The sequence below is a fragment of the Pseudomonas sp. genome (genome assembly GCF_035554175.1).
Lineage (GTDB): Bacteria > Pseudomonadota > Gammaproteobacteria > Pseudomonadales > Pseudomonadaceae > Aquipseudomonas.
In genome coordinates this window covers 98,033-114,288 of record NZ_DATMIV010000010.1, presented here as the reverse complement: position 1 = coordinate 114,288, position 16,256 = coordinate 98,033, and the positions used below count along the sequence as shown (strand labels likewise).

Sequence of the window (16,256 nt, the reverse complement as noted above, 5' to 3'; positions counted from 1 at the left end):
TGTTTGTCCGGAAACAGCAGTGGCTTGGGGAAGAAATTTAAACAGGCACAGTCAGAAGGCCTGGCTCTGCAGCGGCAGTTTGAGCTCGGCACACAAGCCGCCACCTTCACGGTTGCTCAATATCAGTGACCCCCCCAGCGCCATCGCCAATTGCTGAGCGATCGCCAGCCCGAGGCCGGTACCGCCGGTGTCGCGGTTGCGCGAGTTTTCCACGCGGTAGAACGGCTCCATCACCTGCGCCAGTTCCGCTTCGGCGATGCCCGGGCCGCGATCCAGGACTTTCACCGATACGCTGTTGTCGTGCGCTTCGACCTGCAACTGCGCGGCACCCGCGAATTTCAGTGCGTTGTCGGTCAGGTTCACCAGCACCCGGCGCAATGCCTGCGGGCGGGTATCGATCACGGCTTTGCTTTTGCCGCCCAGCTGCACGTCCTTGCCCATGTCCTGATAATCGAACACCAGGCTGTCGAGGAACGAGTCGAGATCGGTGCGCCGGCTCTCTTCGGTGGCGCCGTGAATGCTGCGGGCGTAGGCCACGCCTTCTCGCACCAGATGTTCGATCTCGCCGAGGTCGCTGCTTAGCTTGTCTTTTTCCACCGAGTCGTCCATGAACTCCGCGCGCAGTTTCATCCGCGTGATCGGCGTTTGCAGGTCGTGGGAAATCGCGGCGAGCAGCTGCATGCGTTCTTTAAGATAAGCGGCAATGCGCGTCTGCATGGCGTTGAAGGCACGTGCCGCGTGGACCACTTCGGTCGGGCCGTGCTCGTCGAGTCTGATCGGGTGCGCGTTGGGATCGAGAGTCTCCACGGCATTGGCGAGACGGGTGAGGGGGCGGATGGCGATGCGCACCGCGAGCCAGGTGCAGAGGATCAGCAACGCCAGTTGTCCCAGCAGCACCACCGGCAACCATGGCGACAATGGCACCATCGCCGGACGCAGGTCGATGGTCACCGGGCTGCCGTCGCTCAGGCGCAAATGGCCCTGAAAATGTCTTCTTGGTTCGCCGGGAATCTCGGTAAAGACGATCGGGTAGGTGTCGCCGATGGCGGCGGTGATTGAAGCGATGGCAACCGATTCGTCGCTTGAAGTCACCGGCATGCCCGGTTCGCCCTCATTGAGCAGGTAGCCGTAATTGCGCCGCGCCAGCCGTGGCAGCCAGGCCTGACGTTCTGCGGCAGGCAGGCGATCGAGGATTGCCATCGAGGTCGAGACGTCGGTTTCGAGATTGCCGAGCATGGTGCTTTTCGCACTCTGGTAACGCTCATAGTACTGCGCGCCGAACGACAGCCCCTGGGCGAGGATCAGCCCGATCAGGAAAATCAGCGACAGACGCGAGGCGAGTGTGCGCGGCCATTGCAGTTTGAAGGTCATGCCGAGGCCCCGAGCAGTTCCACCGGCAGCGAGAACACATAACCTTCACTGCGCACGGTTTTGATGTAGGCCGGCTCGCGGGCATCGTCAAGCAGGCGCTGACGCAAGCGACTGACCAACAGATCAATGGAACGGTCGAACAGATCGGCCTCGCGGCCCTGGGTCAGATTGAGTAACTGATCGCGGCTGAGTACCCGCTGCGGGTGGTCGAGGAATACGCGCAGCAAACGGTATTCGGCGCCACTGAGGGCAACCATGGTGCCGTCGCTGTCGAGCAGGTGGCGGGCCGAGGTGTCCAGTTGCCAACGACCGAAGGCCAGCAAACGTCCAGCCTCGGTGACCACCAGGTTTGGCGGCAGCATGCGGGTGCGGCGCAATACCGCGTTGATCCGCGCCAGCAGTTCGCGAGCGGCGAACGGTTTGGTCAGGTAATCATCGGCACCCATTTCCAGGCCGATGATACGGTCGGTTTCATCGTTGCGTGCGGTCAGCATCAGCACCGGCGTGGCCTTGTGTTTGCCCACGCGCAATTCGCGGCACAGCTGCAGGCCATCGTCACCGGGCATCATGATGTCGAGCACGATCAGGTCGACGGTGTTGGCATCGAGGAAGCTGCGCATCTGCCGGCCATCGGCGACCACCGTGGTGCGCAGGCCGTTTTTCTTCAGGTAGTTGCCTACCAGTTCACGGATCTCGCGGTCGTCGTCGACGATGAGAATGTGATCGACATGTTCCATCGGTTCAAGCCTCTGTCAAAAGGGGAATGTCGTGCAGTCTATAGCGCCGATGACCGCACGCCTGCCTGCCTTTGTATTGCAGTGTATCTGCCTCGACGACGGATACACGCCGACGCAAAAACGCGATTTTTTCCGGGGTTTGTATCGCTGTGTATCTACACACGACGTGGATACACAGCGATTGATTCTCGTCCTTTCCTGACACAGACGCGATACCTCCAAAGCCTCAAATAGGCTCCATCGAGGCACACACAGATGGCCTCGGCTCAAACCCACTGAAGCCTTGAGGACACCACCATGAACAACAAATCCGTATTCGCCGCCTGCCTGTTCGCCGCCCTGAATATCTGCACCCTGTCGGCCCACGCCGAAGCCGACGTCAGCCGGCAAACCTACACCTACGGCACCCATCTGGATATCAAGAAAGTGCTGTCGATGACCGAGGACACCTCAGTGACCTGCGGCATCACCGAGGCACGCATGACCTACCTCGATTCGGCCGGCAAAACCCGCGAGCTGGATTACAGCAAATTCGCTGACGGCTGCAACAACCAGAACTGAGTCATCCCCACTTTTTCTCCAAGGAGTTTTGCCATGAACAACGTCTCGCGCTTTTTGACTGCTATTGCCTTTGCCTTCACCGGTGTTGCTGCCCACGCCAACAGTGTTGTGGAGCAGAGCGGTTGCGCCCACAGCACCTGCTTCCAGCTGACCACGGTGGCGAAGGAGGGTAGCGATGCGCTGATCGCTGCTGACGGCTCCAGTCGGACACCGCAGGGCCAGACGCTCGCCGCAGATGGCTCCAGCCGCACGCCGCAGGGCCAGATGGTTGCCGCTGATGGTTCCAGCCGTACGCCGCAAGGCCAACTGGTCGCAGAAAACGGTGCCAGTCGCACGCCGCAAGGGCAGTTGCTGGACGGCCAGACCGCATGAGCCACGGCGTAGATAAAGCAGGCTAGCGAGGGACGTTTCCCTCGCTGCCCGGTTGCGTGCCCAGCCCCCCACATTCAAGGTGACCCCGTTATGTACCTCATCGCATTTCTCGGCGGTCTGCTGACCGTCCTCAGTCCCTGCATCCTGCCGGTGGTGCCGTTTCTGTTCGCTGGCGCCAACCGTACACGCTCATCCATCCTGCTGACGCTCGGCGGTATGGCGTTGACCTTCGCGCTGGTCTCCAGCCTCGCTGTGGTCAGCAGCGAGTGGGTGATTCAGGCCAGCAACACCGGCCGCCACGTTGCCCTGATCGTCATGGCGCTGTTTGCCCTGTCGCTGATCTCCGCCCGCGTCGGTGACTGGCTGACCAGGCCCTTCGTCGCCCTGGGCAATCGTCTCGATCAGGACACCCGTAAACGTGCCGGGCCATTGGCCTCGATCATGCTCGGCGTCGCCACCGGCCTGCTGTGGGCGCCCTGCGCCGGGCCGATTCTTGGGGTGATCCTGACCGGCGCGATGCTGCAAGGCACCAATGCGCAGACCAGTCTCTTGCTGCTGGCTTACGGTGCCGGCAGTGCCTTGTCACTGGGTACGTTGATCTTCGCCGGGCGCGGTCTGGTCAACCGGCTGAAACCGTCGATTCCGTTCAGCGGTTGGTTGCGCCGTGGTGCCGGGGTTGCGGTACTGGCCACGGTGGCGGTAATTGCCACCGGCGCGGACAAGACACTGCTCGCCAGTACTTCTTCCGAAGGCGTCGCCAGCGTTGAGAAAAACGTCCTGGAAAACGTGCCGAAAGTCGTCGACTACTTCGTCAGCAAAGTCCGCGCAGATTCGCTGATGGACGAGGCCCAGGGCGCGATGCCGTCGCTGTCCGGCGCTGTGCAGTGGCTCAACTCACCGCAACTGAGCGCCGAATCCCTGCGCGGCAAGGTGGTTCTGGTGGATTTCTGGACCTACGACTGCATCAACTGTCAGCACACCTTGCCGTACGTCAAAGAGTGGGCGAAGAAATACGAGAAGGACGGCCTGGTGGTGATCGGCGTGCACACGCCGGAATATGGCTACGAACGCATCATCAGCAACGTCAAGGATCAGGTGAGAAAGCTGGGCATCACCTACCCGGTAGCCATCGACAACAACTACGCCATCTGGCGCAACTTCGATAACCAATACTGGCCGGCGCATTACCTGATCGACGCCAAGGGCCAGGTGCGTTACAGCCACTTTGGTGAAGGACGTTACGAAGCGCAGGAGCAGATGATCAAGCAGTTGCTGGAGGAGGCCAAGGCACCGGCAGCCTGAACAAAAAAAGCAATGGCTCAGAGGTCGCGGACCATGAGCCATTGTCGGTATCTGCAGCGATCTGCCAGGCAACCTGTTTCATGCGCTTGACAGATTTCCACCGCTCATCGGCAAAGTCCCCGGTTTATGAGGTCGCCGGACGATTGACAGGGACGCCATCGAGTCCCGGCGCGATAGTGATAGAGCACGGTCCGCGTCTGCGCCCGTGCTTTTTCTCTGCCACGGAGCTCGATGTCATGAGTACCCCGATTGATCTCACCGCCCTGAAGGAACGTCAGAAAGTCGCTTGGGCCAGTGGCGACTACGCCGTGATCGGCACCACTTTGCAAATCGTCGGCGAAAACCTTGCCGAGGCCTGCGACCTGCGCTGTGATGAAGCAGTGCTGGATGTCGCTGCCGGTAATGGCAACGCAACGCTGGCCGCCGCGCGGCGCGGTTGTGTGGTGACTTCCACCGATTACGTTGCGGCCTTGCTGGAGCGCGGCCAGGATCGCGCCCGGGCCGAGCATCTGGAGGTGATCTTCCAGGTGGCCGATGCCGAAGCACTGCCATTTCCCGATGAAAGTTACGACGCCGTGCTGTCCACGTTCGGGGTCATGTTCGCCCCCGATCAAGTCACCGCCGCCGCTGAGTTGGGGCGGGTGTGTCGTCGTGGCGGGCGGATCGGTCTGGCCAACTGGACGCCGGAGGGTTTTGTCGGCCAGATGTTCAAAACCCTCGGCCAGCATCTGCCACCGCCAGCGGTTGCACAGCCGCCGTCAAACTGGGGCTCGGATGCGTGGCTGCACAAGCACTTCGATGATCGCGACTTCGTCGTCCGTGTGACCCGCAGCCACTTCAATTTCCGCTACCGCTCGGCCGCGCACTTTATCGATGTCTTCCGCCACTGGTATGGACCGGTGCACAAAGCTTTCGCCGTGCTCCCGCCGGAAGGCGTGCAGGCGCTGGAGGATGATCTGACGCAGTTGCTTAATCGCTCGAACCGGGCGGGGGAGGAGTCACTGGTGGTGCCGAGTGAGTATCTGGAAGTGGTGATTACCAAACGTTAGTTCACATCGATTTCACTGGTGGATGAACATCCCTGTGGGAGCGAGCCTGCTCGCGAAGGCGGTGTGCCAGGCAACTTTTATGTTGTTGGGTCCACGGCATTCGCGAGCAGGCTCGCTCCCACAGGTGGGAAAGCGTTTGCAGCCTATTTCACCTGCGGCCGGTCAAACCACTCCAGCGCCGTACGCCAAATGCAGATGCCCAGGAAATAAGCCGACATCAACAACCACAAGCCCATCACCATTGGGTTGCTCACCGGGTGATTGAGCACCAGCGACAGGCTGCACAACAGCCAGATCGCCGTCACCGCGATGTTGATCGGCATGAACCGGCGCACGCGGAACGGGTGCAGGAACTTCATCCGCGTGACCGTCAGCAGCGCCAGGCCGATCACGGTCAGAAAGGTGATCCACGGGCCCGGCCCGATGATATACAGGCACAGCGCGACAACATTCCAGGCGGCCGGGAAGCCGACAAAGTAGTTGTCCTTGCTCTTCATGTTGACGTTGCAGAAGCAGAACAGCGACGACACCAGAATCACCGATACCGTCAGCAGCAGGGTGTAATCGGGCAGGGGGATGTAGCGGTAGATGAACAGTGCCGGGATGAACACGTAGGTCAGGTAATCGATCACCAGGTCGAGGATCGAGCCGTCGAAACTCGGCAGCACCGATTGCACGTTGACCTTGCGTGCCAGCGCGCCATCGAGGCCGTCGACGATCAACGCCACGCCCAGCCACATCAGGCAATGGATCGGCTGATTCTCCAGCAGGGCAAGGGTGGCCAGGAAAGCGTTGACCACGCCGGTCGCAGTAAAACCATGGGCGCCCCATGCTTTGAGCCTGGCGATGTGTACGGTGGATATCACGGGGGCGTTCTCCAGAAAGTGAAGCAAGCCGGGTATCACCCTCAGGTAAAAGGGCGTCGGCAAACCGGGTCGGGTTGCAGCTATCGACCGGTTTGGCCGGGATAAGGTTCACCACCCTTGAATCTTAGCTGGCTGTCGGGAAATTTCTTGCGTAGCGATTCATCGATTATCAGGCTTCAGCCCAACGGTGCTGGCGCTATGACTGGGTCGGTCTATGGTTGCCTGACGCAATCGGGCCGGGGCTTTGAGGATGACGTCATGAACACCAGTGATTTGCTCGAACAACTGCTGCGAGGACAGGCCTCGGCAGGACAACAACGTGGCGCTTCGGCCGGTGATGGTCTGGGCGGATTGCTCGGCGGCCTGTTGGGCGGCGGTGGCCAGACACGGGCGGGTGGCGGCGCACCTTCCGCTGGCCTCGGCGGCTTGGGCGGTTTACTTGGCGGGTTGCTCGGCGGTGGCGCATCAGGAAGCGCCCTCGGTGGCGGCAGCCGAAGCCGTTCCGGCAGCACCCGTTACGCGGCACTCGCTTCACTGGGCATGATGGCCTACCAGGCGTATCAAGCCTGGCAGCGCAGCCAGGCCAGCATGGCCCCGCAGGAAATGCCCCAAACCGCCGACTTGCTCGCCGGCCCGCAAATCGAAACCCACAGCCATGCGGTATTACGCGCCTTGATCGCCGCCGCCAAGGCTGACGGTCGCATCGACGACTCGGAAAAACACCTGATCAGCAGCGAAATCGGCAAGCACACCGCCGACCCGCGGTTGCAACAATGGCTCGACGCAGAAGTCGCCAAGCCGCTCGACCCCAGCGAAGTGGCGCAATCTGCCGAAAACGACCCGGCCGTGGCGGCGGAAATGTACCTGGCTAGCGTGATGCTGATAGACGATCAACAGGACGCCGAACGCAGCTACCTCGATGAACTGGCTGCAGCCTTGCAAATCGATCCGGATCTACAGGTGCATCTGGAACAGCAGGCCAAAGGATTAGCCTGACGCAACGTCAAAAGATCGCAGCCTTCGGCAGCTCCTACAGTTGGAATACGGTGCAACTGCAGGAGCTGCCGAAGGCTGCGATCTTTTGCTCCTCAAAGCCAATGGCATCCCACAAAAGGTAATCCCCAGCCCGGTTTAGACAGGATTCCTGCCGCGCGGGACGCGCGTTTGAATATCCGTAGAAGATCGCAGCCTTCGGCAGCTCCTACAGTTGGAATACGGTGCAACTGTAGGAGCTGCCGAAGGCTGCGATCTTTTGATCCTCAAAGCCAAATGGCATCCCACAAAGGGTAATCCCCCACGCGGGCAACCAGGCCGGCTCGCACGGGATTCCTGACTACATAGAGCGCGGCGTCTTTAAGATTTTCATCTCGTCTCAAGGCGCGATCGTAATAGCCTCGCTGCCACAATTGCCCTTGGCGGCCATGTCTTCGATTGTATGCCTGGCAACTTCGGGATTTAACGCGGCACATCAAGTCTGCGAGCGAGCCCTCATTAAGCTCAACGAGCCAATGCAAATGGTCTGGCATTACGACCCACACCAGAGAGGTGGCGAGTCCAGCTTCACTGCACCGTCTCAACTCGTTGACCACCAGTCTCCCGTCGTGCCAATTGGTGAAAACACACTCACGTTGGTTAACCACAGCTGTCAGCAGATAAATTCTTCCGGTTTCAGAGTACCGGCCTTTTCTAAGACGACAGGCTTTCGCAGCAGCAGGCATTCCATTGCCTCCCTTTCAATATCCTGAAAAAAAACCTAGCGTCTGCACCGTGTTTAGCCACCCGCTGCAATTACCGAATGTGTCGATACGAGCCCCGGTCGCTCCATCCGTCCGGGGCTTTTTTACGTCGATTGAATTTTTCCGCGGCGATATCGCTCTTCTGCATAACAGAACCCGTCCGCCATCGGTGTGCTCATGAACAGGAATCTCGACGATTACAACCGCATGCGTGATTTTTCGGCGACTTCGGAACCGGCCGCTGTCAAGCGTCCGGGCCGTAAAACCGCCAAGGATCATGCCTTGCAGTTCTGCATCCAGAAGCACGACGCTTCGCACCTGCATTACGACTTCCGCCTGGAACTCGATGGCGCGCTGAAGAGCTGGGCGGTGCCCAAGGGGCCGTCGCTGGATCCCAAGGTCAAGCGCCTGGCGATCCATGTCGAGGATCATCCGCTCGATTACGCGACGTTCGAGGGCAGCATTCCCGAGGGGCACTACGGCGCCGGGGATGTGATCGTCTGGGATCGCGGCGTGTGGATTCCGCTGGAGGATCCGCACAAGGCCTACGCCAAGGGCCGGCTGAAGTTCGAGCTGCAAGGCGAAAAGCTTGGCGGCGTCTGGAACCTGGTGCGCACGCACATGCCGGGCAAGAAAGAACAGTGGTTTCTGATCAAGCATCAGGATAACGCCGCGCGCCCGCAGGATGATTTCGATGTGTTGGTCGCCGAGCCCGACAGCGTGCTCAGCGAGCGCACGATTGTCGGCAAACCCACGCTGGCCGCTGAACAGGTAAAACCGGTCAAGAAGGCCCCGGCAAAGCCACGCAAACCGGCGTCGGGTCAGCTTACTGGCGCGCGCAAGGCCAAACTGCCGGCGCTGATCAAACCGGAACTGGCCACGCTGGTCGATAGCGCACCCGAAGGGGAGTGGAGCTATGAGATCAAGTTCGATGGCTACCGGATCATGGCGCGGATCGATCACGATGAGGTTCAGCTGTTCACCCGCAATGGCCATGACTGGACGCACAAACTGCCGCAGCAGGCCAAAGCGCTGGCGGCGCTGGGCCTCGAATCGGCCTGGCTTGACGGTGAAATGGTGGTAGCCAACGAGCAAGGCGTGCCGGATTTTCAGGCCCTGCAAAATGCCTTCGAAGCCGGACGTAGCGGCAACATCGTTTATTACCTGTTCGACGTGCCGTACCTCAATGGCGTCGATCTGCGTGATGTGCCGGTCGAGGAACGCCGCGCTGCGCTAAGCACGATTCTCGGCACGCAAAAAGATCCGACTCTGCGCTTCTCCGAAGCCTTCGCCGAGACCCCGGAAGCGCTGCTTAACAGCGCTTGCCAGATGCAGATGGAAGGCCTGATCGGCAAGCGTCTCGGTTCTCCTTATGTGTCACGGCGCAGTGGCGACTGGATCAAACTCAAGTGCAAGCATCGTCAGGAGTTCATAGTTGTCGGTTATACCGAACCCAAAGGTGCGCGCAGTGCCTTTGGTGCCCTGCTGCTCGGCCTGCACGACCGAGACAGCGGCGAGTTGCGCTATGCCGGCAAGGTCGGCACCGGGTTCAATGAAACGACGTTGAAAAGCATCCTTGCCCGGCTCAAACCGTTGCAGACCAAAAGCGCGGCAGTGGTCAACCCGCCCAGTGGTTTCGAGGCCAAAGGCGTGCACTGGCTGAAACCGAAGTTGCTGGCCGAAGTAGCGTTCGCCGAGATGACCAAGGATGGCTCGGTACGTCACGCCGTATTCCATGGCATGCGCGATGACAAGCCGGCCGAGGACATTACAGAGGAGCGAGCGAAGCCTGTGAAAGCTGCCAAGAGCGAAAAACCGCAGAAGCCGGAAAAAACCGAAACCGCTGCAAAGAAGCCGGTAAAAAAAGCCACAGCGAGCAAGGCCGAAACTGCACCGTCGCAAGCCGGTCTGGCCGGCGGCAAGGTGCGCATCACTCATCCCGATCGGGTGATCGATGCGGTCAGCGGCACTACCAAGATGCAGTTGGCGCAGTATTACGCCAGCGTTGCCGAATATATTCTTCCGCAACTCAAGGATCGCCCGGTGGCGCTGGTGCGTGCGCCGGACGGCATCGGTGGCGAGCTGTTCTTTCAGAAAAACGCCGAGCGCTTGGCGATCCCCGGCATTACCACGCTGGACAAAGAGCTGACCGGCCAGCCAGTGATGCTGATCAACAACGCCGAAGCACTGATCGGCGCGGTGCAGATGAGCACGGTCGAGATGCATACCTGGAATGCCACAACGGTGGATCTGGACAAGCCCGACCGCTTCGTCCTCGACCTTGACCCGGATCCGGCGCTGCCGTGGAAAAGCATGGTCGAAGCCACCGCGCTGACGCTCACCGTGCTGGATGAACTCGGGCTCAAGGCCTTCCTGAAAACCAGCGGCGGCAAGGGTATCCATCTGGTGGTGCCGCTGACTCGCAAACATGGCTGGGACGAAGTGAAAGACTTCAGCCACGCCATCGTCAGCCACATGGCCAACCTGCTGCCGGATCGTATTTCCGCAGTGTCCGGGCCGAAAAACCGGGTGGGGCGGATCTTCATCGATTACCTGCGCAACGGCCTCGGCGCCACCACCATTTGCACCTACGCCGCGCGGACTCGTGAAGGCCTGCCGGTGTCGGTGCCGGTATATCGCGAGGAGGTCGCCGAGCTCAAGGGAGGCAACCAGTGGAACATCCACAACGTTCACGAACGCCTGGCCGAAGTCGGTGACGAGCCTTGGGCGGACATGAAGAAAACCCGGCAGACCATCACCGCCGAAATGCGCAAACGGGTCGGCATGAAAAAGTGATCAGGTGTCGCGCAGCAAGTCGTGGGCGTTGAGCAGTTCGAAGGCGATTTGCGGATGATTTTCCAGACCTTTGCGAATCGCCGCCGGGATCGCCGCGCGAGTCTTGCGACACAGGCCCGGCAAATCATCGACCTGGATGGCGATGCCGCGCATGGTGCGCACTTCATTGAAACCGGGGGCGACATCGACGCGGATGCCCAACTGCTCATACATGCGCTGTTGCAGGTGTTTGAGGTCGTCGAGGTCTTTGAGTTGTTCGAGGCGGCCGAGAAGGATTTTCTCCTCGGCGCGCGTCAGGCGCAGGATGCGCAAATCCGCACCGGGGGTTTCCAGCAACGGATCGCGCCCGCAAATGCAGGCGCCAGGGGGGCAGGGAGAGCGCAGGGGCATGGTGGTCGTCATGGCCTCCATCATAGAGGCCGGTCAACGCGTTTGCCTATGCGCACTCAGCGGCCGTCCATCGGCCGCTGCTTCCCTCGTGATTACTGATGCACGCCTTCGTATTGCACCAGAATGGCATTGGCCAGGTCTTCATCGCTGGCGTTCAGCCCAGGGTTGGCCTGACGCACCTGTTGCAATATCGATTCAAGATAAACCCCACGAATGGCACCGCCGCTGGCGACAAAGGCGGACACGTCGTCACGGGCCGGAATCACCATTTTGTCATCTTTGAAGGTCGAGTACAGCGACGCGGAGACACCCGCCGACGTGGCGACATCACCCGCATCGACGCGGGCCAACGCCGAACCCACCGGCAGGCAAAGCATTAAAGAAGAAAGCAGGACTAACTTGCGCATGACGTGTTCCTCCACAAGCGCGAAGCAAAAAGGAAGGGACTACATAACCTGAGAGGGGATCGCCGCGCCGGAGTTCCATAAGCGGCGAAAACCCGCGAGCGGTCGCCCCCGCGGGCCAGATTGGATTCAAGTCCCTGCCGACATCAGCCGATACGTTCTGTGTCGGCAGTTCTGTGCAGATAGGCTTAACTCAAACCGACAAGCGCAATCCAGCGTGCCCACGGGAGATTCCACGGTGTCGATCAAACTGCGTTTGGTGTTGCTGATTGCGACCAGCCTGCTGACGGCGCTGGTCGTGAGTCTGGTCAGTTATGTCGGGAATCAGCGGATGGCCACGGCGGTCAGCGATAACACGGTGAGCATGAGCGCACTGCGCAATCACATGGAAGCCGACATGATGCACGATGCCCTGCGCGCCGATGTCTATTCAGCCATGCTGGTGGGGTTGGGCAAAAGCACTGGCACGGCGAACGAGGTGCGCGATTCATTGGCCGAGCACGCCGGACATTTTCGCGAAGTGCTGGAAGCCAATCTGAAACTGCCGGTCAATCCGTCGTTGCGTACAGCGCTGGAGCAGATCAAACCGAGCCTCGACACTTACATCAAGACGGGCGAGCAGATTGTCGGGGTGGCGCTGGACGATCCGGACACCGCCCAGCAGCAACTCGGCACGTTCAGCGCGGCGTTCAGCCAGCTTGAAGAGCAGATGGCCGCGCTCAGCGAGCTGATCGAAAGCAACACCCGGCAGACCAGCGAAGGCACCGAAACAGCCATTCGCAACGCCAATTTCGCGCTTGGAATCGTGCTGATCGCCAGTCTGGTGCTGCTGCTGGTTCAAGGCCGCTGGGTGATGCTCAGCATCCTCGGGCCACTGAAGTCCGCCAGTCGCATCGCCGAGAGCATTGCGCATGGCAACCTCAGCGAGCCGATCGTCGAACCCTCCGGCAAAGACGAGGCCAGCGTCTTGATCCGCACATTGGCGACAATGCAGCGCGATCTGCGCAACATGATCGACGTGGTACGGCGCAATGCCCACGGCGTCAGCGGCATGAGCGACCAGCTCAGCCAAGGCTGCCATCAGGTCGCCGACAGCAGCCAACAACAGAGCGTCGCCGCCGGGACCATGGCGGCTGCCGCCAGCCAGATGACCGCCAGTATCGAGGAAATCACCCGTCACGCCGAACGCGCCCTGAGCATGGCCAGTCAGGCAGAAACGCTGGCCAAGGAGGGCGGTGGGGTGATTCATCAAGTGGTCAGCGACATGGACGACATCGCCCGCTCGGCGCAGCAGTCGGCGCAGGTGATTCGCACGCTGGACCAGGAATCCGAGGCAATTTCCAACATCATTCAGGTAATCAAGAGCATCGCCGACCAGACCAACCTGCTGGCGCTCAACGCCGCGATCGAGGCCGCGCGGGCAGGTGAGCAGGGCCGCGGCTTTGCCGTGGTCGCCGATGAGGTGCGCAGTCTGGCCGCACGCACCAGCGCCTCGACCCAGGAAATCGCGGCGATGGTCGCGCGTATCCAGAACAGCACGCGCGAAGCGGTCACCAGCATGGAGGCGGGCGTGGCTCAGGTCGACAAGGGCATGGCAGTGACAGCCGAGGTCGAGCGGGCGATCCGGGAAATCCTCGATGCCACGCTGAGCACCACGCAACTGGTCAACGACATCACCCGCACGATTGGCGAACAGAGTATGGCCAGTAACGAAATCGCCCATCAGGTGGAGATGATTGCCGGGATGTCTGAAGGCAATAGCCGGGTGATTGGTCAGACGGCAACGACCACGGACGAGTTGTCGAATCTGGCGGGACAGTTGGCGCGGTCGGTGGACAGGTTTCGTTTGTGATATTCAGTTGAGGGTTATGTGGTGTCTGGTCTGACGCAATCGCGAGCAGGCTCACTTCTACAGGGGATTGGCGGTGTAAATGCGATCTGCATGACACCGCTACCCTTTGTAGGAGTGAGCCTGCTCGCGATGAGGCCAGTTCAGGCTACCTCTATCTCCAAGAGATTCACCCCAATCAGAATTTGAACGCCTGCCGCCCGACCAACAACCATTTCCCACCCTGTTTCTGCCAGATCTGAAAATTCTCGATTTCGGTCGGAATCACTTCGGCCCCCTTCAACGCCTGCGCGGAGAAGTGGTGACGCACCAGCGCGGTGTCGCCGGACAAGGTGATGGTCTGCTTTTGCATTTCCAGGGTCTTGAATGCGCTGCGGCCGGTTTCGATGTCGGCAATGAATTCCTGCTTGTCCTGAATCTTGCCGCTGGAGTGGCCGTAAGTCAGGTTCGGTGCGGTAAGGGCGTTGAGTTCGGCGATGTCCTTGTGCAGCATCGCCTGGGTCAGGTGGTCGACCGCTTGGGCAACTTCCTTTTCCGCTGGGGCAGGGGCGGCCATGGCGCTGGCGCTGAAGGCGCAGAAAAAGCCGATCAGGAGGCGGGACTTGGTCATGTTCTTTCCTTGTTGTTATTGGGTTTGAAAATAGCTGATATCTCATTCATCAGTCATCGTACAACGTAGCAGGTTATTTTCTGCTTAGGCAACGCGCCGTGATGGTTGATTTCGCGAGTTGCGACGACCAGCACACCAAAAGTTTGAAGTCAGATGCTCAATGGCCATCATGTTTAGCGCGTGATGGCCGATAAGTTCCTGAGCGTAAAAGACTCTTGGGTCGGGAACAGACGCGCGGGTTTGCCTGACGTGATATTCTGCGCGCCAATTTGCTTTGACCTGATTCGGTTGGCCTGCCTTTCTGGCGGGCCGACGGGACCCCTGTCGCTCAAGCAACTGAGCCAATAACGATAAGAAGTCAGTTCAGAAGGGACATTAACTGAGGTCGATGCCACACATCGGCCTTGTGTGCCCACCCGTCAATATTGAAGTGTGCCGACATCCGCGACGCCAGCCTGAGCGTCAGCAAAAGCGGAGCGCATACTGATAAGAACGACGGGCGGAAGGCGTTTTATCATAGGTGCTACAGATGTTTAAGAAAGTGAACACGGCCTTGCTAGGGCTGGCTTTGTCGATGGGGCTGACGTCTGTTCAGGCGCAAGAGGCCAAGAAAGTTGACGTCCTGCTGATCGGCGGCGGCATCATGAGCACCACCCTGGGTGTGTGGATCAATGAGCTGGAACCGACCTGGTCGATGGAAATGGTCGAGCGCCTCGATGGCGTCGCCCTGGAAAGCTCCAACGGCTGGAACAACGCCGGTACCGGTCACTCGGCGCTGGCCGAGCTGAACTACACTCCGGAAGACGACAAAGGCAACGTAACGATCCCGAAAGCCGTCGAGATCAACGAAGCGTTCCAGGTCTCCCGTCAGTTCTGGGCCTGGCAGGTTCAGCAGGGCGTGCTGAAGAACCCGCGCTCGTTCATCAACACCACACCGCACATGAGCTTCGTGTGGGGCGATGACAACATCAAGTTCCTGAAAAAGCGCTACGAAGCCCTGCAGGCGAGCCCGCTGTTCGCCGGCATGCAGTACTCCGAAGATCCGGCAGTGATCAAGAAGTGGGTTCCGCTGATGATGGAAGGGCGCGACCCGAACCAGAAAATCGCGGCCACCTGGAGCCCGCTGGGAACGGACATGAACTTCGGCGAAATCACCCGCCAGTTCGCCGCTCACCTGCAGACCAAGCCTAACTTCGATCTGAAACTGTCGAGCGAAGTCGAAGACATCACCAAGAACGCCGACGGCACCTGGCGCGTCAGCTACAAGAACCTCAAAGACGGCAGCAAAACCGAAACCGACGCCAAGTTCGTGTTCATCGGCGCCGGCGGCGGTGCCCTGCACCTGCTGCAGAAGTCGGGCATTCCTGAAGCCAAGGAATACGCAGGCTTCCCGGTAGGTGGCTCGTTCCTCGTGACCGAGAACCCGACGATTGCCGAGCAGCACTTGGCCAAGGCCTACGGTAAAGCGTCGGTTGGCGCGCCACCGATGTCGGTTCCGCACCTGGACACCCGTGTTCTGGATGGCAAGCGCGTCATTCTGTTTGGCCCGTTCGCAACCTTCAGCACCAAGTTCCTCAAGGAAGGTTCGTACTTCGACCTGCTGACCAGCACCACCACCCACAACATCTGGCCAATGACCAAGGTCGGCATCAAGGAATACCCGCTGGTCGAGTACCTCGCCGGCCAACTGATGCTGTCGGATGAAGACCGTCTGAACGCGCTGAAGGAATACTTCCCGAACGCCAAGGCCGAAGACTGGCGTCTGTGGCAAGCCGGCCAGCGCGTGCAAATCATCAAGCGTGATGAAGCCGCTGGCGGCGTGCTGAAACTGGGCACCGAGATCGTGGCTTCGCAAGACGGCTCGATCGCCGGCCTGCTGGGCGCATCGCCGGGCGCGTCGACCGCTGCACCGATCATGCTGAGCGTGCTGCAGAAAGTCTTCAAGGACAAGGTCGCGACCCCTGAGTGGCAGACCAAGCTGCACCAGATCGTGCCAAGCTACGGCACACAGTTGAACAGCGATCCGGCCAAAGTGGCTGCCGAGTGGGCGTACACCGCGAAAATCCTCGAACTGCCGACGCCTCCGGTGATCGGTCAGGCAGCGGCTCCGACGGCGCCTGCGGCTGACAAAGCTGTAGCACCGAAGGAAAACGCTGCACGCGACATGGCGCTGTAACCCGACGCCAGCGACAACAAGCCCACTGCACCGGCGA

At 60.2% G+C, this 16,256-nt stretch carries 15 protein-coding genes and 1 pseudogene; 9 read left to right on the top strand and 7 right to left on the bottom strand.

Annotation, left to right across the window (positions count from 1 at the left end; all coding sequences use genetic code 11):
- Window positions 1-51: 51 nt before the first annotated feature.
- Both VNV36_RS04065 and VNV36_RS04060 read right to left on the bottom strand, forming a co-directional pair.
- Window positions 52-1,371, bottom strand: coding sequence for a sensor histidine kinase (locus VNV36_RS04065; RefSeq protein WP_325716481.1), 1,320 nt, complete (start codon window positions 1,369-1,371; stop codon window positions 52-54).
- A complete protein-coding gene (locus tag VNV36_RS04060; RefSeq protein ID WP_039762337.1) occupies window positions 1,368-2,108 on the bottom strand; it encodes a response regulator in 741 nt (246 codons plus the stop codon). The genes VNV36_RS04065 and VNV36_RS04060 overlap by 4 nt, the downstream gene beginning before the upstream one ends.
- A gap of 297 nt (window positions 2,109-2,405) precedes the next feature.
- Between VNV36_RS04060 and VNV36_RS04055 the strand changes: the two genes are divergently transcribed.
- From VNV36_RS04055 to VNV36_RS04040, 4 genes are all read left to right on the top strand, one after another.
- On the top strand, window positions 2,406-2,669 hold the full coding sequence (locus VNV36_RS04055) for a DUF2790 domain-containing protein (protein WP_042609337.1): 264 nt from the start codon (window positions 2,406-2,408) through the stop codon (window positions 2,667-2,669).
- A gap of 33 nt (window positions 2,670-2,702) precedes the next feature.
- The gene (locus tag VNV36_RS04050) at window positions 2,703-3,041 is read left to right on the top strand and encodes a hypothetical protein (RefSeq protein ID WP_325716475.1); all 339 of its coding nucleotides are present in this window, start codon (window positions 2,703-2,705) and stop codon (window positions 3,039-3,041) included.
- 90 nt (window positions 3,042-3,131) lie between these two features.
- Window positions 3,132-4,343 (top strand): cytochrome c biogenesis protein DipZ, encoded by a 1,212-nt coding sequence (locus tag VNV36_RS04045; RefSeq protein WP_325716473.1) that lies wholly within the window; start codon window positions 3,132-3,134, stop codon window positions 4,341-4,343.
- Between the two features lie 236 nt (window positions 4,344-4,579).
- Window positions 4,580-5,392, top strand: coding sequence for a class I SAM-dependent methyltransferase (locus VNV36_RS04040; protein ID WP_325716471.1), 813 nt, complete (start codon window positions 4,580-4,582; stop codon window positions 5,390-5,392).
- Between the two features lie 143 nt (window positions 5,393-5,535).
- Here VNV36_RS04040 and pcsA read toward each other — a convergent pair whose 3' ends face one another.
- On the bottom strand, window positions 5,536-6,258 hold the full coding sequence (pcsA, locus tag VNV36_RS04035; protein ID WP_325716469.1) for a phosphatidylcholine synthase: 723 nt from the start codon (window positions 6,256-6,258) through the stop codon (window positions 5,536-5,538).
- 258 nt (window positions 6,259-6,516) lie between these two features.
- Here pcsA and VNV36_RS04030 point away from each other — a divergent pair, with 258 nt between their 5' ends.
- Window positions 6,517-7,254: a tellurite resistance TerB family protein gene (locus VNV36_RS04030; protein WP_325716467.1), complete on the top strand. Its 738-nt coding sequence runs from the start codon at window positions 6,517-6,519 to the stop codon at window positions 7,252-7,254.
- A gap of 263 nt (window positions 7,255-7,517) precedes the next feature.
- Here the strand turns inward: VNV36_RS04030 and VNV36_RS04025 are convergent, their stop codons facing one another.
- Complete coding sequence (locus VNV36_RS04025) at window positions 7,518-7,976, bottom strand: REP-associated tyrosine transposase (RefSeq protein WP_325716465.1); 459 nt, start codon at window positions 7,974-7,976, stop codon at window positions 7,518-7,520.
- 195 nt (window positions 7,977-8,171) lie between these two features.
- Here VNV36_RS04025 and ligD point away from each other — a divergent pair, with 195 nt between their 5' ends.
- On the top strand, window positions 8,172-10,790 hold the full coding sequence (gene ligD, locus VNV36_RS04020; protein ID WP_325716463.1) for a DNA ligase D: 2,619 nt from the start codon (window positions 8,172-8,174) through the stop codon (window positions 10,788-10,790).
- Here ligD and VNV36_RS04015 read toward each other — a convergent pair whose 3' ends face one another.
- Both VNV36_RS04015 and VNV36_RS04010 read right to left on the bottom strand, forming a co-directional pair.
- A complete protein-coding gene (locus tag VNV36_RS04015; protein ID WP_325716461.1) occupies window positions 10,791-11,192 on the bottom strand; it encodes a hypothetical protein in 402 nt (133 codons plus the stop codon).
- A gap of 80 nt (window positions 11,193-11,272) precedes the next feature.
- On the bottom strand, window positions 11,273-11,587 hold the full coding sequence (locus VNV36_RS04010) for a DUF2388 domain-containing protein (protein ID WP_325716459.1): 315 nt from the start codon (window positions 11,585-11,587) through the stop codon (window positions 11,273-11,275).
- 214 nt (window positions 11,588-11,801) lie between these two features.
- Here VNV36_RS04010 and VNV36_RS25715 point away from each other — a divergent pair.
- Together VNV36_RS25715 and VNV36_RS25710 are read left to right on the top strand one after the other, a co-directional pair.
- Window positions 11,802-12,578: pseudogene (locus VNV36_RS25715) on the top strand (MCP four helix bundle domain-containing protein); the annotation flags it as partial.
- On the top strand, window positions 12,573-13,436 hold the full coding sequence (locus VNV36_RS25710; protein WP_414705495.1) for a methyl-accepting chemotaxis protein: 864 nt from the start codon (window positions 12,573-12,575) through the stop codon (window positions 13,434-13,436). The pseudogene VNV36_RS25715 and the gene VNV36_RS25710, both read left to right, overlap by 6 nt.
- A 175-nt stretch (window positions 13,437-13,611) precedes the next feature.
- Here VNV36_RS25710 and VNV36_RS04000 read toward each other — a convergent pair whose 3' ends face one another.
- Window positions 13,612-14,043: a nuclear transport factor 2 family protein gene (locus tag VNV36_RS04000; RefSeq protein WP_325716455.1), complete on the bottom strand. Its 432-nt coding sequence runs from the start codon at window positions 14,041-14,043 to the stop codon at window positions 13,612-13,614.
- A gap of 529 nt (window positions 14,044-14,572) precedes the next feature.
- Between VNV36_RS04000 and mqo the strand changes: the two genes are divergently transcribed.
- Window positions 14,573-16,219, top strand: a complete 1,647-nt coding sequence (gene mqo, locus VNV36_RS03995; protein WP_325716453.1) for a malate dehydrogenase (quinone) — start codon at window positions 14,573-14,575, stop codon at window positions 16,217-16,219.
- Window positions 16,220-16,256 lie beyond the last annotated feature (37 nt).

Coding starts and splice junctions, on each gene's coding strand:
- ligD (WP_325716463.1), top strand. CDS start 8,172: ATGAACAGGAATCTCGACGATTACAACCGCATGCGTGATTTTTCGGCG.
- VNV36_RS04015 (WP_325716461.1), bottom strand. CDS start 11,192: ATGACGACCACCATGCCCCTGCGCTCTCCCTGCCCCCCTGGCGCCTGC.
- VNV36_RS04060 (WP_039762337.1), bottom strand. CDS start 2,108: ATGGAACATGTCGATCACATTCTCATCGTCGACGACGACCGCGAGATC.
- VNV36_RS04045 (WP_325716473.1), top strand. CDS start 3,132: ATGTACCTCATCGCATTTCTCGGCGGTCTGCTGACCGTCCTCAGTCCC.
- VNV36_RS04000 (WP_325716455.1), bottom strand. CDS start 14,043: ATGACCAAGTCCCGCCTCCTGATCGGCTTTTTCTGCGCCTTCAGCGCC.
- VNV36_RS04030 (WP_325716467.1), top strand. CDS start 6,517: ATGAACACCAGTGATTTGCTCGAACAACTGCTGCGAGGACAGGCCTCG.
- VNV36_RS04010 (WP_325716459.1), bottom strand. CDS start 11,587: ATGCGCAAGTTAGTCCTGCTTTCTTCTTTAATGCTTTGCCTGCCGGTG.
- VNV36_RS04065 (WP_325716481.1), bottom strand. CDS start 1,371: ATGACCTTCAAACTGCAATGGCCGCGCACACTCGCCTCGCGTCTGTCG.
- VNV36_RS25710 (WP_414705495.1), top strand. CDS start 12,573: ATGCAGCGCGATCTGCGCAACATGATCGACGTGGTACGGCGCAATGCC.
- mqo (WP_325716453.1), top strand. CDS start 14,573: ATGTTTAAGAAAGTGAACACGGCCTTGCTAGGGCTGGCTTTGTCGATG.
- VNV36_RS04055 (WP_042609337.1), top strand. CDS start 2,406: ATGAACAACAAATCCGTATTCGCCGCCTGCCTGTTCGCCGCCCTGAAT.
- VNV36_RS04050 (WP_325716475.1), top strand. CDS start 2,703: ATGAACAACGTCTCGCGCTTTTTGACTGCTATTGCCTTTGCCTTCACC.
- VNV36_RS04040 (WP_325716471.1), top strand. CDS start 4,580: ATGAGTACCCCGATTGATCTCACCGCCCTGAAGGAACGTCAGAAAGTC.
- VNV36_RS04025 (WP_325716465.1), bottom strand. CDS start 7,976: ATGCCTGCTGCTGCGAAAGCCTGTCGTCTTAGAAAAGGCCGGTACTCT.